The following is a 14,822-nucleotide window of genomic DNA, read 5'->3' as shown; positions in this document are numbered from 1 at the left end:
GACGCCAGGCGCAGGCCTGGGATGCCTTGCCGGTCCCAGGCCGGCGCCCAGGCGCTAACCAGGATGCGAGCGAAACCCCGGGGGGATGCCCATGCTGTCAGCCGCGCCTGTCCGGAGGGCCGCGCTGCTCCTGCTCGCAGGCCTCGCCGCCTGCGACGACGGCGCGCCCGCCGCCGCGCCGGACATCCGGCCGGTCCGCGTCATGACGGTCGAGGGGCGGGCAGGGGGCGAGGTCGTCTCGCTGACGGGCACCATCCAGGCCGGGACCGACGTAAACCTCGCCTTCCGGATCGACGGCCGCATGATCGAGCGCTCGGTCAATGTCGGCGACCGCGTGACGGCCGGCCAGGTGGTGGCCCGCCTCAACCGCGACAACGAGGAGAGCGGGCTGCGCGCGGCCCGCGCGACGCTGCTCGCGGCCCAGGCCCGCGTCGTGGAGACGCGCAACAACTATTCCCGGCAACGCCAGCTCCTGGCCAGCGGCTTCACCACTCGCGTGCGCTACGACGAGGCGACGCAGCAGCTCCAGGCCGCGACCTCGGCCGCCGATTCCGCCCAGGCCCAGATGCAGATCGCCGAGAACCGGCTCGGCTACACGGAGCTCGTCGCCGATTCCAACGGCACGGTGACCGCCCGCGGCGCCGAGCCCGGCGAGGTCGTGCAGCCGGGCCGCATGATCCTGGTGATCGCGCAGGAGGGGGGGCGCGACGCCGTCTTCGGCGTGCCCGCCTCGGTGAAGGACCGCGCGCCGGAAAATCCCACCATCGAGGTTGTCTTGACGACGGATCCCGCCATCCGCGCCGCCGGTCGCGTGCGCGAGGTCTCGCCGCGCGCCGACCCGGTGACGGGCACCTTCCAGGTGCGCGTGGGCCTCGCCGATCCGCCTGCCGGACTGCGGCTCGGCTCGACCGTGACGGGGCGCATGCGCATCGGCGGCGGCGACGGCTATGAGATTCCCGCCAGCGCGCTGACGCGCATCCAGGGCCATCCCGCGGTCTGGATCGTCGATCCGGCGGCGCAGACCGTCTCGCTGCGCCAGGTGGAGGTCGCGCGCTTCGACCCCGCCGGCGTCGTCGTGGCCTCCGGCCTTGCAACGGGCGACATCGTGGTCACGGCCGGCGTGCAGGCGCTGCGCCCGGGCCAAAAAGTCCGGCTGCTCGGCACCGCATCGTGATCGGTCCGAACCTCTCCGAATGGTCCATCGGCCGAAAGTCGCTGATGGTCTATTTCATGCTGGTCGCCGTCGTCGCGGGCTGCCTGGTCTTCCTGAAGCTGGGGCGCAACGAGGATCCGGCCTTCACCTTCCGCACCATGATCGTCCAGGCGGCATGGCCCGGCGCGACGCTGGAGGAGACGCTGCAGCAGGTGACCGAGCGCATCGAGCGCACCCTGCAGGAGACGCCGAACATCGACGATGTGCGCAGCTACACCAGCGCCGGCGTCACCACGATCTTCGTGAACCTCAAGGGCTCGACGCCGCCGGCCATCGTCTCGGACATGTGGTACGAGGTCCGCAAGCGCGTGGGCGACATGCGCGGCCAGCTGCCGCAGGGCGTGGTCGGGCCCGGCTTCAACGACGATTTCGGCGAGACCTTCGGCATCATCTACGGCTTCACCGCCGACGGCTTCACCCATCGCGAGTTGCGCGACCAGGTGGAGGCGGTGCGGTCCCGCCTGCTGCTGGTGCCCGACGTCTCGAAGGTGAAAATCCTCGGCGCGCAGGACGAGCAGGTCTTCATCGAGTTCTCCACCGAGCGGCTGGCCGGGCTCGGCCTCAATTTCCAGGCGCTGATCGGGGCGCTCCAGGCGCAGAACGTGGTGCGCCCGGCCGGCGTGGTGCAGACGGGCGACGAGCGGCTGACCATCCGCGTCTCCGGCGCCTTCGAGACCGAGGCCGACATCCTGGCCGTGAACTTCGTCGCCGGCGACCGCATCATCCGTCTCGGCGACATCGCCGAGGTGCATCGCGCCTATTCCGACCCGCCGCAGCCCATGTTCCGCGTGAACGGCCGCCCGGCGATCGGCCTGGCGGTGGCCATGCGCGAGTCCGGCGACATCCTGGCGCTCGGCCGCAACATCACCGCGGCCATGCGGCGCATCACGGCCGAGCTGCCCATCGGCATCGAGCCGCACCTCGTGGCCGACCAGGCGGTGACGGTGGACACCGCCATCAGCGAGTTCACCGACAGCCTCTGGCAGGCGATCCTGATCATCGTCGTCGCCAGCTTCGTGAGCCTCGGCGTGCGGCCGGGCTCGGTGGTGGCGCTCTCCATCCCGCTGACGCTGGCGATCGTCTTCCCGATGATGTCGCTGGCGGGGATCGACCTGCAGCGCATCTCGCTGGGGGCGCTGATCATCGCGCTGACGCTGCTGGTGGACGACGCCATGACCACGGTGGACGCCATGATCCGCCGCCTCGGCGTGGGCGACACCAAGGAGCAGGCGGCGACCTTCGCCTACCGCACCCTGGCCGCGCCCATGCTGACCGGCACGCTGGTGACCATCGCGGGCTTCGTGCCCATCGGCTTCGCGGCGAGCGCGGCCGGCGAGTATACATTTTCCATCTTCGCCGTGGTCGGCATCGCGCTGATCGTCTCCTGGTTCGTGGCCGTGCTCTTCGCGCCGCTGATCGGCCTCGTGATCCTGAAGGCGCCGAAGCCGAAGGTCTTCGACAGGCCGGAGAAGGTCGGGCTGATGATGCGGCTCTACACCGGCCTCCTGCTGGGGGCGATGCGGCGCAAGCTCGTCACCATCCCGCTGACCTTCGCGATCTTCATCCTGGCGATCTTCGCGATCCGCTTCGTGCCGCAGCAGTTCTTCCCCGCCTCGGACCGCACCGAGCTCGTGGTGGACCTCACCTTGCCGCAGAACGCCTCGATCTTCGCGAGCTCCGATCTCTCCGCGCGGCTGGACGCGGCGCTGATGGACGATCCGGATGTGGAGCGCTGGAGCACCTATGTCGGGCGCGGCGCGATCCGCTTCTATCTGCCGCTCAACGTGCAGCTGCCCAATCCCTTCTTCGCGCAGCTCGTCGTCGTGGCGAAGGACCTGCAGGGCCGTGACCGCCTGCGCGACCGGCTGGAGCACAAGCTCGCCGAGGAATTCCCCAATGTCGTCGCCCGCGTCTCGCCGCTGGAGCTCGGCCCGCCCGTCGGCTGGCCCATCCAGTACCGGGTGAACGGCGCCGACCTCGAACAGGCGCGCGAGATCGCGCTGCGCGTGGCGCAGGTCGTCTCCACCAGCGCCGGCGCCCGGCATGTGAACTTCGACTGGATGGAGCCCTCGCGCCAGCTGCGCGTGCGGGTGGACCAGGACCAGGCGCGGATCCTCGGCCTCAGCTCGGCCCAGGTCTCGGCGGCGCTGAACGCGGCGGTGACGGGCACGGTCGTGACCCAGCTGCGCGACGACATCTACCTCATCAACGTGGTGGCCCGCGCGACGGCGGAGGAACGGCTGTCGCTCTCCAACCTGCGCTCCATGCAGGTCGCGCTGCCGGGCGGCCGCTCGGTGCCGCTCAGCCAGTTCGTGAGCTTCGAGTACGAGCAGGAATATCCGCTGGTCTGGCGCCGCGACCGCGTGCCGACGCTCACCGTGCTGGCCGATGTGCGCCTGGGCGTGCTGCCGGAGACGGTGGTGAACGAGATCGCGCCGCGCATCGCCGAGCTCAACGCCACGCTGCCGGCCGGCTATCGCGTGGAGACGGGCGGCATCGCCGAGGAGAGCACGGAATCCAGCGCCTCGGTCGCCGCCGTCGTGCCGCTCATGATCGTGCTGATGCTGACGGCCCTGATGTTCCAGCTGCAAAGCTTCCAGCGCCTCGCCATGGTCGTGGCGGTTCTGCCGCTGGGCATGATCGGCGTGGTGGGCGCGCTGCTGATCTTCCGCCAGCCTTTGGGCTTCGTGGCGATCCTCGGCATCCTCGCGCTGCTGGGCATGATCGCGAAGAACGCCGTCATCCTGATCGTGCAGATCGAGTCGGACCGCGCGGAGGGCATGGGCGTCTGGGAGGCTGTGGTGGCCGCCAGTACCTCGCGCTTCCGGCCGATGATGCTGACGGCGATCTCGACCGTGCTGGGCATGATCCCCATCGCGCCCACGGTGTTCTGGGGGCCGATGGCCTTCGCCATCATGGGCGGGTTGCTAGTCGCGACGCTGCTGACGCTGGTCTTCCTGCCGACGCTCTATGTCGCCTGGTTCCGGGCACGTGAGCCGCAGCCGGCAGCCGGGAGCGACTGAAATGGCCGCCGCTCTGCTGCGATCTGCGGGGCTGCTGGCGGTCTGGATCGTGATCGGCGGGGCCGATCCCAAGGATCTTGCCGTGGGGATCCCCACGGCGGCGATCGCCACCTGGTTCAGCCTGCGCCTGCTGCCGGCTGGGATGTTCCGGCCGCGCCCGCTGGCCCTGGCGGGGCTGCTGCTGCGCTTTCCGGTGCAGGCCCTGCTGGCCGGGACCGAGGTGGCACGGCGCGCCTTCGACCTGCGGGTACAGCCGGGTCTCGTGCGTTATGTGCGGATTTCGCCATCGCCGCGGCGCGATGCCTTCCTCACGTGGGCGAGCCTGCAGCCCGGGACCTTGCCGGCGGGCGAGGACGAGGCGACGGGCGCGGTGCTCGTTCACGCGCTGGACACCTCGCAGCTCGTCCACGACTCCATGGTGATCGAGGAGGCGCGTTTCACGCGGGCCTTCGGTGGCTGAGTTCCTGCTCGTCGTCTCGGGCTGCGTGATGGTGACGGTCCTCGTCGGGCTCTGGCGCGTCCTGCGGGGCCCGACGGACGCCGACCGCATGATGGCGGCGCAGCTTCTGGGCAGCGGCGGGATCGCGGCGTTGCTGCTGCTGGCGGTAGGCGCCGGCAACAGCGCGATCGTCGATGCCGCGCTCTCGCTCTCCGTGCTCGCGGCCTTCGCTTCTGTCGCCTTCGCCCTCCATGCGCCGGAGGACCGGAAGTGAGCCTCCTGGCCGATGCCTTCACCGTGGTCGCCGTGCTGGCCGGGCTCTTCTTCCTGGCGGCCGGGACGCTTGGCCTGCTGCGCTTCCCCGACCCGCTGAGCCGCCTGCATGCGCTGACCAAGGCCGATGGCCTCGGCCTCGGCCTCATCGTGCTCGGCCTGATGCCCCAGGCCGGGAGCCTGCTGGGCGCGCTCAAGCTCCTGCTGATCTGGGCGCTGGCCATGTTCGCGGGCGGCACGGTCGGCCAGATGATCGCCCGCGTCGCGCGGCGGGACGCATCGTGACCGCGGCGCTGCTTCTCGACCTCGCTCTGGCGCTTTCGGCCGTGGCCGTGGCGCTCTGGACCGTCGCGGCGAAGCGCGCCTTCGAGGCGATCGTTGGCTTCATCGCCTTCGGGCTGCTGCTGTCGCTGGCCTGGGTCCGGCTCGGCACGGTGGATGTGGCGTTGACCGAGGCGGCGGTGGGCGCGGGGGCAGGGGGCGTGCTGCTGCTCGGCGCCTCGGCCCGGCTGGGCACGCGGGCGCTGGCCGAGGCCAAGGACGTGCCCATCCTGCCGCTGCGCGTCGCGACCGGCCTGCTCTGCGCGTTGCTTTCCGGGGCGCTGGGCTGGGCCATCCTGAGCCTGCCGACGCCCGCGCCGAGCCTCGCACCGCTCGCCGCCGCGAACCTCGCCGCGACGGAGCTGGGCAACCCCGTCTCCGGCGTGCTGCTGGCCTGGCGCGCGATGGACACGCTGCTGGAGGCCGTGGCGCTGGTGCTGGCGGTGATCGGCGTCTGGTCCGTCGCCGGCGACGACGCCTGGGGCGGTATTCCGGGGCCGGCGCAGCCGCCGCGGCGGGACCCGGCCCTGCGCCTCGCCGCCCGGATCCTCCCGCCCATCGGCGTGGTCATCGGCGTGCACATCGTCTGGACCGGGGCCGATGCGCCCGGGGGCGCCTTCCAGGGCGGGACGGTGCTCGCGGCCATGTGGGTGCTGGCCTGGATGGCGGGCCTCGTGCGTCCGCCGGCGGTGAGCTCGCGGAAGATGCGGACCTGGGTGGTGACGGGGCCGCTGGTCTTCATCGCCATCGGGCTGCTGGGCTGCTTCTTGGCCGACGGCTTCCTGGCCTATCCGGCGGCCTTCACCAAGCCGCTGATCCTGGTGGTCGAGGCCGCGCTGACCTTCTCGATCGCCGTCGCGCTGGTCCTGTTGCTGATCGGCCCGCCCGAGGCCGCCTCATGAACGAGGCCGCGACCTACGGCCCGACGGCAGCCGCGCTGATCGGGATCGGGCTTTACGGCGTGCTGACCCATGCCGAGCCGCTGCGGCGCATCCTGGCCTTCAACCTGCTGGGCGGCGGCGTCTTCCTGGTCTTCGGCGTGGTGGCGCGGCGTGGGGCGGGCGCGGGTTTCGACGGCGACCCCGTGCCGCAGGCCATCATCATCACCGGCATCGTGGTCGCCTTCGCGGCCACGACGCTGGCGGTCGCGCTGCTGCTGCGGCTGGCCAGGCTGCGCGGGGATTCCGGGAATGATTGAGGCCGGGCTGCTGCCGCTCGCCGCGATGCTGCCGGCGGTGGCGATGTCGCTGGGCTTCGCCGGCGGCGCACGCCTGGCCGAGCGGCTGGCGCTGCTGATGCCACCGCTGGGCTTCGTGGTCGCGCTGGCCGTCGCGGCCGCGCTGCTGGGGGGAGGCGAGCCGCTGGTCTACCATCTGGGCGCCTGGGTCCCGCCGCTTGGCCTCGCTCTGCGCGCCGACGGGCTTTCCACGGCGCTGCTGCTGACGACGACCCTCATCCTCGGCATCACGGCCGTCTTCGCGCGTGCCGAGTTCGGCACTTCCGCCGGCGAGGCCGAGACGCGCCGCAAGTTGATGTTCTGGTGCCTGCTGCTGGCGCTTTGGACCGCCATGGCCTGCGTGCTGCTGAGCAACGATCTGTTCAACCTCTTCGTCGGGCTAGAGCTACTGACCTTCGCGGCCGTGCCGCTCGCCGCCCTCGACGGCAAGGCGGAGACGCTCGCCGCCGCGCTGCGCTACCTGGTCTTCGCGCTGCTGGGCTCCGTGCTCTATCTGCTGGGCGTGGCGCTGCTCTATGGCAGCTACGGCACGCTCGACATCGGGCTGCTCCGCGGCGTCGTCCGGGTGGAGACGCCCACCATCCTCGCCGCCGCGCTGATGACGGCGGGGCTGATCGCGAAATCCGCGCTCTTCCCGCTGCATCTGTGGCTGCCGCCGGCCCATGCGGGCGCGCCGGCCGCCGCGAGTGCGATGCTGTCGGCGCTGGTGGTGAAGGGCTCCGTCTATCTGCTGATCCGGCTCTGGTTCTTCGTCATGCCCCCGGACGCGGCGGGGACGGCGATGCAGATCCTGGCCGGGCTGGGGGCCGCGGCGATCCTGCTCGGCAGCCTCGTCGCGCTGCGGCAGGCGCGGCTGAAGCTCCTGATCGCCTATTCGACCATCGCGCAGATCGGCTACCTCTTCTTCATGTTCCCGCTGGTGCTGGCGGGCGGCTCGGCCGCCTGGCTCGGCGGCGTGTTGCAGGCGGTCTCGCATGCCTTCGCTAAGGCCTCGATGTTCCTGGCAGCGGGGGTGGTTTCCAAGGCGCTGGGCCATGACTGCATCGCGGGGCTTGGTGGCGTCGCGCGGGCGATGCCGGTGCCGGTGATCGCCTTCGGCCTCGCCGGGCTCTCGCTGATGGGCATCCCGCCGAGCGGCGGCTTCACGGCCAAGTGGCTCCTGCTTCAATCGGCGCTCCAAACCGGGCAATGGTGGTGGGCCGTGGTGATGCTGGGCGGCGGGCTGCTGACCGGCGGCTATGTCTTCCGGGTGCTGGTGGCCAGCATGGGCAGCACGAACGCCCCCGTCGCCGCATCCGGCATCGGACTGCCGGAGAAGATGGTGCTGCTCCTCGCGCTCATCTCCGTCGTGCTGGGGATGCTGCCGCTCTATTCCTTCGGGCTGGTGGAGATCGGGCGGCCGTGAGCGCGGACCTGCTTCTCGCGACCATGCTCGTGCCGCTGATGATGCTGGCGGCCTGCCTCTCGGCAGAGGTGCGGCGGCGCATGCCGCGCCTGCTCTGGCTGGCGGCGCTGCCGGGCCTTGCCGCCGCGCTCTTCGCCGTCGGCGAGCCGCCGCTGGTGCTCGACGCCGACCGCCTGCGCTTCACGCTGGAGCTCGGCCGCCCGGCGGCGCTGCTGCTTGGCGTGGCGGCGCTGCTCTGGAGTGCGGCCGGCGCCTATGCCGCGGCCTATCTGCCCCGCGAACCGGCCACGCAGCGCTTCGCCTGCTGGTGGCTGCTGACCCTGGCCGGAAGCCTCGGAGTCTTCGTCGCGGGCGACCTCGTCACCTTCTACCTGGCCTTCGCCATGGTGAGCCTCGCCGCCTATGGCCTGGTGATCCACGACCGGACGGCGCGCGCTTGGCGCGCGGGATCGATCTATCTGCTGCTCGCGGTGCTCGGTGAGATCGTCCTGTTGTTCGGTTTCGCGGTGCTGGCGGTGGCCTCGCCCAGCGACAGCATTGCCATCGCGGATGTCATGGCGGCGCTGCCGGCCTCGCCCTGGTATGGCGCGACCATCGCGCTGCTCATCCTGGGCTTCGGGCTGAAGGCGGGCATGGTGCCGCTGCATGTGTGGCTGCCGCTGGCCCATCCGGCGGCGCCCATGCCGGCCTCGGCTGTGCTGAGCGGCGTGATCGTGAAGGCCGGCATCATCGGGCTGATCCGCTTCCTGCCCTGGGAGGCAGGCGGCCCCGTGCTGGGCGAGGCGCTGACGGTGCTGGGCTTCGTTACGGCCTTCTATGGTGTGGCGATCGGCGTCACCCAGGCTAATCCTAAGACCGTGCTGGCCTATTCGAGCGTGAGCCAGATGGGCGTGGTGATGGCCGCGCTCGGGGCGGGCCTCGCGGCCGAGCACGGGGGCACGCCGATGGATGCGGCCTTCTATGCCTCGCACCATGTGCTGGCCAAGGGCGCCTGCTTCCTGGCCGTTGGCGTCGCCTATGCGGCGGGACGGCGGCGGATGGCCGCGGTGATGATCCCGGTGCTGCTGCTGGTGCTGAGCCTCGGGGGCTTCCCGCTGACCGGCGGGGCGCTGGCCAAGGCGGCGGTGAAGGACCAGCTCGGCCATGGGCTGCTGGAGACGCTTTCCATGGTCTCGGCGGCCGGCACCACGCTGCTCATGCTGCATTTCGCGCGGCGCCTGGCCGCCGGCATGGAGGAGGGGGGCGAATGCCCCGGCCCCGGCATGCTCCTGCCCTGGCTGGGGATGACCGCCGCCGCCATGGCCGTCCCGTGGCTGCTCTTCGGCGAGGTCGGCAGCTTTGCCGATGTGTTCAAGGCCGACGCCCTCTGGAAGGCCGTCTGGCCGATGCTGATCGGCGCGGCGCTGGCCCCGCTGCTCGGCCGCCTGCCGGCGGTGCCGGAAGGCGACGTGCTGATCCCCGCCGAGCGCGGCTTTCATCGCGCCGCCGGCCCCCTGAGCCGCGCGGCGGACGGGCTGGAGCGGATGCTGAACTGCTGGCCGCAGGCCGGGCTCGCGCTGCTGCTGCTCCTGCTCGGCTTCGGGCTGGCCTTGGTCTGACCTTCCCTTTCGTAAGCGGGCGTTTCGCGTATCCTGCCCGGGAAGCTTGGGAGAGATACCATGGACGGCATGCAGCCCGAGGCGACCACGCCTCTGCTCACCATCGAGGGCGCGCGCGCCACCATCCGCCTGAACCGCCCGGCGGTGCACAACCGCATCGAGCCGGCGGATCTGCTGAAGCTCATCGAGCACTTTCGGACCATCGAGGCCGACCCGGACATCCGCGTTGTGGTGCTGACGGGCACCGGAAAGTCCTTCTCCTCCGGCTACCATCTGGGCGATCTCGCCAACCGGCCGGAAGCCGAGGTCACGGCGCGCGACGACGGCCCTTCCTTCGAGAGCGTGGGCGACATGCTCGAGAACCTGAAGGTGCCCGTGATCTGCCGGCTAAATGGCGGCGTCTATGGCGGCTCCACGGATCTCGCGCTGTGCTGCGACTTCCGCATCGGTACCGAGAGCTGCGAGATGTTCATGCCGGCCGCGCGGATCGGCATCCACTACTACCCCTCGGGCATGAAGCGCTATGCGAGCCGGCTCGGGCTCAATGCGGCGAAGAAGCTCTTCCTCACGGCGGAGAAGATCCACGCCCCGGAGATGTTGGCGATCGGCTACCTGACGGAGGTGGTCCCGGCCGATCGGCTCGATGCGCGGGTGGATGCGCTGGCCACGCGTCTTGCCTCGCTGGCACCCCTCGCGGTGCAGGGCGTGAAGCGGAGCCTGAACGAGATTGCCCGGCAGGATTTCGACGAGGCGGGGGCGCTGGAGCGTGCCAAGGCCAGCCAGAAGAGCGAGGACCTGAGGGAAGGGCTGGCCGCCTTCCGTGAGAAGCGGGCGCCGGTCTTCAAGGGCCGTTAGGCATGCCGGATGACCTGAATTCTTAACCAGACGTCACGGGATTTGCCCCAGGCTTAAGCCTGGGGCATCCTGCTCCGGACAAAAACCGGAGGATCGATCCAAAAAATGCAACGTCGTTCCCTGCTGGCCGGCACTTCGCTGGCCTTGGCCGCGCCTGCCCTCGTGGGCCGCGCCTTCGCCCAGCCGCGCAATGCGGGCTGGCCCCGCGCCCTGAACATGGGAACCGCCGCCCCCGGCGGCACCTATGCGCTCTATGGCCCCGCCTGGGGCCAGCTCGTGGCGGAGGCCACCGGCGTCAACGTCTCCTACCGCACGACCCAGGGCCCCAACCAGAACATCATCCTGGTCCAGCGTCGCGAGGTCGAGATCGGCATGGCCACGATGGGCGTGGCGCTCCAGGCCTGGAACGGCCAGGGGGATTGGACGCAGGGCAACCGCTTCCGCGACATTCGCGCGCTCTTCCCCATGTACGACACGCCCTTCCACGGCATCGCGCTGAAGCGCAGCGGCATTACGAGCATGGCGCAGCTGGCGGGCAAGAACATCGGCGTGGGGCCGCGCGGCGGCACGCCGGGCACCTACTTCCCGCTGATCATGAACACGCTCGGCTACCGGCCGGCCGCGATCCGCTTCGGCTCAGGCAGCGACATGACCGGCCAGATGAGCGACGGCCTGCTCGACGCCTTCCTCTTCGCGGCCGGCGTCCCGATCCCGACCTTCGCCGAGGCCGAGGCCCAGGGCGAGATCAACTTCCTCGACTTCACGCCCGAGGAGGTCACGAAGCTGACCCAGGCCTTCCCTGAGCTGTCGCCGTCGATGCTGCCGACCAATACCTATCGTACCGCGGGCCGCGAATTGCGCGTGGTGGGGATGTACAACTTCGCCATCGGCCATCGCACGCTGGACGAGGGGCTGGTCTATTCGCTGGTGAAGGCGGTGCTCGGCCAGAATGCGCGGTTGAAGCAGGCGATCTCGACCGCATCGGACACGGTCGCGGCGAATGCCAGCAAGAACACCTTCCTGCCCTTCCATCCGGGAGCGGCGCGCTACCTGCGGGAAGTCGGCGTCACCATCCCCGACAACCTCGTCCTCGCCTGACAGGGGAGGGGGGCTCCGGCCCCCTCCCTCGATCCGGCGCGGCTCAGGCTTCGCCGGTGGCCACCAGCCGCCGCGGCAGGGTCGCCTCGGTCGGGTAGAGCCGGCGCTGCCACAGCAGCAGCCCCACACCGATCACGAAGCCGGCGAGATCCGTGTAGCCCTCTGGAATCATCAGCATCAGCCCGCCCGCGCCCGAGAGCAGCCGTAGCGGGAGCGCGAGCGGCCCGTTCTGCATCCAGCCCTCGGTCGAACAGGCCAGCAGGTAGACGCCGCAGGAGGCCGTCACGAAGGAGATCAGGATGCCGCCCAGCGGCCCCTGCGCCAGTAGCGAGGGCGAGAGCCAGAACATGAAGGGCACGATGAAGGTCGCGAGGCCGAGCTTCAGCGCGATCACGCTCGTCTTCCACATGTCCGCCCGCGCCATGGAGGCAGCGGCGAAGGAGGCCAGCGCCACGGGCGGCGTGATGGCCGACAGGATGGCGAAGTAGAAGATGAACATGTGCGCCACCAGCGGCTCGACCCCGATGCGGATCAGCCCGGGCGCAACCACGGCCGCCGCGATGGCATAGGCCGCCGTGGTCGGCACGCCCATGCCCAGCACGATCGCCACGATCATGGCGAAGACCATCGCCAGCAGGCTGGAGGCACCCGCGATGTCGAGCAGCATCGTGGCGAAGCGACCGCCGACACCGGTCACGCCGATGACGCCCGCGACGACGCCGGCCGCGGCGCAGACGGCGATCAGCTGCATCACCTCGCGCATGCTGCCGTGCAGGGTGGCGTAGATGGAGGCGATGGTCTCCGCCACGCCGCCCAGGGCGCCGGCCACCAACCCCTCGCGCTGGAGGAAGACGCGGTGGATCAGCGTCGTCGCGAACATGATGGTCAGCGCGGCCGCGATGCCCCAGGCCGCCGCGCGGAACGGCGAATAGCCGAGCACCAGCATGTAGATGAGCAGCACCAGCGGGGTCGCCATGTAGAAGCGCCGTGCGAGATGAGTCCAGCGCGGCAGCTCGTTGCGCGGTAGGCCGCGGATGCCGAGCTTGCGGGCGTTCAGGTCGCAATGGATGTAGTTCGCGATGTAGAAGAGCAACGCCGGAATGAGCCCCGCCAGCGCGATCTCCATGTAGGGGATGCCCAGCACCTCGGCCATGATGAAGGCGCCCGCGCCCATCACGGGCGGGGTGATCTGCCCGCCGGTGGAGCTCGTGGCCTCGATGGCGGCGGCCGTCGGCCGGTCGTAGCCGACGCGGCGCATCATCGGGATGGTGAAGGCGCCCGAGGCCACGACATTGGCGACCGCCGAGCCCGAGATCGCGCCGAACATGAGCCCTGAAAGCACGGTCACCTTGGCAGGCCCGCCGCGCAGCCGGCCAACGGCGGCCAGGGCCACGTCGTTGAAGTAGTCGCCCGCCTTGGAGGTCTGCAGGAAGGTCGCGAAGACGACGAACATGATGATGAAGCTGGCGCTGACCTGCACGATCGTGCCCAGCACGCCGTTATTGCCGAAGAGCTCGACCAGCAGCTGGTCGAAGGTCACGCCGCGATGGAAAAGGATGCCGGGCAGCCACGGCCCCACGAAGCAATAGGCGATGAAGACGATGGCGATCATCGGCATCACGAGGCCCGCCGTGCGCCGCGCGAATTCCAGCACCAGGAGCATGCCCGCGCCGGCCACCAGGAGGTCCATGGTGTTGGGGCCCATGAAGCTGCGCATCTCGATGCCGTCCGCGTCGAGGATGTAGTGGAACGGGATGGCGATGCAGGCCGCGATCAGCGCCCAGTCCAGCAGCGGGATGCGCGTGATGGTGGTCGCGGTGGCACGGGGCGAGAAGAGCGCGAAGCCCAGCGCTGCGCCGAAGAAGACATGGATGGCGCGCGAGACCGTGGGATCCACGGGCTGCACCAGCAGGATCCAGAGATGGAACAGCACAAAGACGGCGGCGGAAAATCGCCAGACCATCCCCACAATCCCGCCCAGTTCCCGCCTGGCATTGGCGAACTCCATGTCGTCGATCGCGGTGTTCACTTCCGCGGTCAGGCGCGATTCCGCCATGCGTGTCAGACTCCCGATTCAATGCCGTGCCGGCCTTCGGGCCTGGCGCTCTGGACGTGCCTCGGTCATAGACCGGATGCACGCCGCGCGAAAACCTGGGAGTGAGCGGCGGGGGCGGATAACCTCTCCTGCGTGATCAGAAGAGCGCGCGGAGCTGCTCGAAGGCGCGTTCCATATCGAACTCGTCATTATAGCCATGGAAACTGATTCGGATGCGGCCGCGTCCATTCCAGGTCAGCACGCCCCCTTCCTCCAGCGTCTTCACCGCCTTCGCCGCCTCCGGATGCGGCAGGCAGACGCTGGCGCCGTGGCGCTCGGGCGTCATCATCGGCAGCTGCGCCTCCAGGCAGCGCCGGCGCAACTCGCCCGCGAGGCCGAGCACATGCGCCTCCACGCCCGGATGCCCGGCCAGGTAGTCCAGCGCGCCGTTGAGGGCATAGACGCCGGCATGGTTCGGATTGCCGCGGCAGAAGCGCATGGCATCGGGCACCAGCCCGACCGGGTTGCGCCAGTCCGGCCGGCCCTGGCTGGCCATGGAGTACCAGCCCGCGCTCCGCGGCGCCCAGCCCGGCTGCCGCGCCCGGTTCCAATAGGCGACGGCGAGGCCGGAGATGCCGAGCAGCCATTTATAGCCGGCGGCGAAGGCGAAATCGGCGACCCCCGCCTCGATCGGCATCCAGCCCGCCGATTGCGTGTGGTCGACCACCAGCAGCGCCCCCGCCCGGTCGGCGAGCGCGCGGAGCGCGGGGAGATCCGCGCGCCCGGCTTCGAGGAAGCTCGTGCTGCTGACGGCGATCGCCCGCGTGCGCGGCGTGACGGCGGCGGCGATGCCGCCGACCCCCTCGGCCACCCGCAGCGTCACGCCCGGCAGCAGCGCGAAAGGCGCGGCCAGCGAGGGATATTCGATGTCCGGCACGACGACCTCGTCCCCCTCGCGCCAGTCGAGGCTTCCGGCGAGCATCGACACGCCCTCGGCCACCGAGGAGACCAGGCCGATCTCGTCCACGCCGCAGCCCCAGGAGCCCGCGAGCCGCTGCCGCAGGCCCAAAATCTCCTCCTCCTGCCGCGCATCGCCGGCCGGCCCGTCCGACTTGTCGGCGAGGTAGCGCAGGATCGCGTCCGCGGTCCTTCGCAGCACGGGCGTCTTCCCGCCCGCGCAGAGATGCGCGACGCCGGGGGCGATGTGGAAGTCGTCGTGGGAGAAGAGCGCCGGCATGCGGCCAGCATGGGCGCCTCTGCGGATTTCGCGCAATCCTTGCGGTGCAGCATGGCGGAAACCCGCCTATAAGCCGATCATCCTCTTC

General features: G+C 70.4%; 13 protein-coding genes. 11 read left to right on the top strand and 2 right to left on the bottom strand.

What is annotated here, in order from left to right; translation table 11 throughout:
• Positions 1–91 precede the first annotated feature (91 nt).
• The 11 genes from EJV46_RS06245 (at position 92) to EJV46_RS06195 (ending at position 11,462) form a co-directional block, all read left to right on the top strand.
• On the top strand, positions 92–1,174 hold the full coding sequence (locus EJV46_RS06245; RefSeq protein WP_206020715.1) for an efflux RND transporter periplasmic adaptor subunit: 1,083 nt from the start codon (positions 92–94) through the stop codon (positions 1,172–1,174).
• Complete coding sequence (locus tag EJV46_RS06240) at positions 1,171–4,236, top strand: efflux RND transporter permease subunit (RefSeq protein WP_305000525.1); 3,066 nt, start codon at positions 1,171–1,173, stop codon at positions 4,234–4,236. Before EJV46_RS06245 ends, EJV46_RS06240 begins: the two co-directional genes overlap by 4 nt.
• A gap of 1 nt (position 4,237) precedes the next feature.
• Positions 4,238–4,696 carry a Na+/H+ antiporter subunit E gene (locus tag EJV46_RS06235; protein WP_206020714.1) on the top strand — a complete coding sequence of 153 codons (459 nt, stop codon included), beginning with the start codon at positions 4,238–4,240 and terminating at the stop codon, positions 4,694–4,696.
• Positions 4,689–4,949 (top strand): monovalent cation/H+ antiporter complex subunit F, encoded by a 261-nt coding sequence (locus EJV46_RS06230; RefSeq protein WP_131547693.1) that lies wholly within the window; start codon positions 4,689–4,691, stop codon positions 4,947–4,949. The genes EJV46_RS06235 and EJV46_RS06230 overlap by 8 nt, the downstream gene beginning before the upstream one ends.
• Entirely contained in the window at positions 4,946–5,233 is a 288-nt protein-coding gene (locus EJV46_RS06225) for a monovalent cation/H(+) antiporter subunit G (protein WP_131547692.1), read from the top strand. Before EJV46_RS06230 ends, EJV46_RS06225 begins: the two co-directional genes overlap by 4 nt.
• Complete coding sequence (locus EJV46_RS06220; protein ID WP_131547691.1) at positions 5,230–6,171, top strand: MnhB domain-containing protein; 942 nt, start codon at positions 5,230–5,232, stop codon at positions 6,169–6,171. Before EJV46_RS06225 ends, EJV46_RS06220 begins: the two co-directional genes overlap by 4 nt.
• The gene (locus tag EJV46_RS06215) at positions 6,168–6,467 is read left to right on the top strand and encodes an NADH-quinone oxidoreductase subunit K (protein WP_131547690.1); all 300 of its coding nucleotides are present in this window, start codon (positions 6,168–6,170) and stop codon (positions 6,465–6,467) included. Before EJV46_RS06220 ends, EJV46_RS06215 begins: the two co-directional genes overlap by 4 nt.
• A complete protein-coding gene (locus EJV46_RS06210) occupies positions 6,460–7,911 on the top strand; it encodes a complex I subunit 5 family protein (protein ID WP_131547689.1) in 1,452 nt (483 codons plus the stop codon). The genes EJV46_RS06215 and EJV46_RS06210 overlap by 8 nt, the downstream gene beginning before the upstream one ends.
• Positions 7,908–9,509, top strand: a complete 1,602-nt coding sequence (locus EJV46_RS06205; RefSeq protein WP_131547688.1) for a complex I subunit 5 family protein — start codon at positions 7,908–7,910, stop codon at positions 9,507–9,509. The genes EJV46_RS06210 and EJV46_RS06205 overlap by 4 nt, the downstream gene beginning before the upstream one ends.
• A gap of 60 nt (positions 9,510–9,569) precedes the next feature.
• Positions 9,570–10,364 carry an enoyl-CoA hydratase/isomerase family protein gene (locus EJV46_RS06200; RefSeq protein ID WP_165585369.1) on the top strand — a complete coding sequence of 265 codons (795 nt, stop codon included), beginning with the start codon at positions 9,570–9,572 and terminating at the stop codon, positions 10,362–10,364.
• Positions 10,365–10,469: 105 nt separating this feature from the next.
• Entirely contained in the window at positions 10,470–11,462 is a 993-nt protein-coding gene (locus tag EJV46_RS06195) for a TAXI family TRAP transporter solute-binding subunit (protein WP_131547687.1), read from the top strand.
• A 43-nt stretch (positions 11,463–11,505) separates the two neighbouring features.
• Here EJV46_RS06195 and EJV46_RS06190 read toward each other — a convergent pair whose 3' ends face one another.
• Complete coding sequence (locus EJV46_RS06190; protein ID WP_131547686.1) at positions 11,506–13,518, bottom strand: TRAP transporter fused permease subunit; 2,013 nt, start codon at positions 13,516–13,518, stop codon at positions 11,506–11,508.
• Between the two features lie 136 nt (positions 13,519–13,654).
• Positions 13,655–14,734 carry an aminotransferase class V-fold PLP-dependent enzyme gene (locus tag EJV46_RS06185; RefSeq protein WP_131547685.1) on the bottom strand — a complete coding sequence of 360 codons (1,080 nt, stop codon included), beginning with the start codon at positions 14,732–14,734 and terminating at the stop codon, positions 13,655–13,657.
• Positions 14,735–14,822: the final 88 nt, after the last annotated feature.

The sequence above is a fragment of the Roseococcus sp. SYP-B2431 genome, from assembly GCF_004336745.1.
Taxonomy (GTDB): Bacteria; Pseudomonadota; Alphaproteobacteria; order Acetobacterales; family Acetobacteraceae; genus Roseococcus.
This window is presented reverse-complemented; position numbering and strand designations above follow the sequence as displayed.

What these genes read in the sequence shown, in the direction of transcription:
- EJV46_RS06245 (WP_206020715.1), top strand. Translation starts at nt 92, where the DNA reads ATGCTGTCAGCCGCGCCTGTCCGGAGGGCCGCGCTGCTCCTGCTCGCA.
- EJV46_RS06235 (WP_206020714.1), top strand. Translation starts at nt 4,238, where the DNA reads ATGGCCGCCGCTCTGCTGCGATCTGCGGGGCTGCTGGCGGTCTGGATC.
- EJV46_RS06215 (WP_131547690.1), top strand. Translation starts at nt 6,168, where the DNA reads ATGAACGAGGCCGCGACCTACGGCCCGACGGCAGCCGCGCTGATCGGG.
- EJV46_RS06210 (WP_131547689.1), top strand. Translation starts at nt 6,460, where the DNA reads ATGATTGAGGCCGGGCTGCTGCCGCTCGCCGCGATGCTGCCGGCGGTG.
- EJV46_RS06200 (WP_165585369.1), top strand. Translation starts at nt 9,570, where the DNA reads ATGGACGGCATGCAGCCCGAGGCGACCACGCCTCTGCTCACCATCGAG.
- EJV46_RS06195 (WP_131547687.1), top strand. Translation starts at nt 10,470, where the DNA reads ATGCAACGTCGTTCCCTGCTGGCCGGCACTTCGCTGGCCTTGGCCGCG.
- EJV46_RS06190 (WP_131547686.1), bottom strand. Translation starts at nt 13,518, where the DNA reads ATGGCGGAATCGCGCCTGACCGCGGAAGTGAACACCGCGATCGACGAC.
- EJV46_RS06185 (WP_131547685.1), bottom strand. Translation starts at nt 14,734, where the DNA reads ATGCCGGCGCTCTTCTCCCACGACGACTTCCACATCGCCCCCGGCGTC.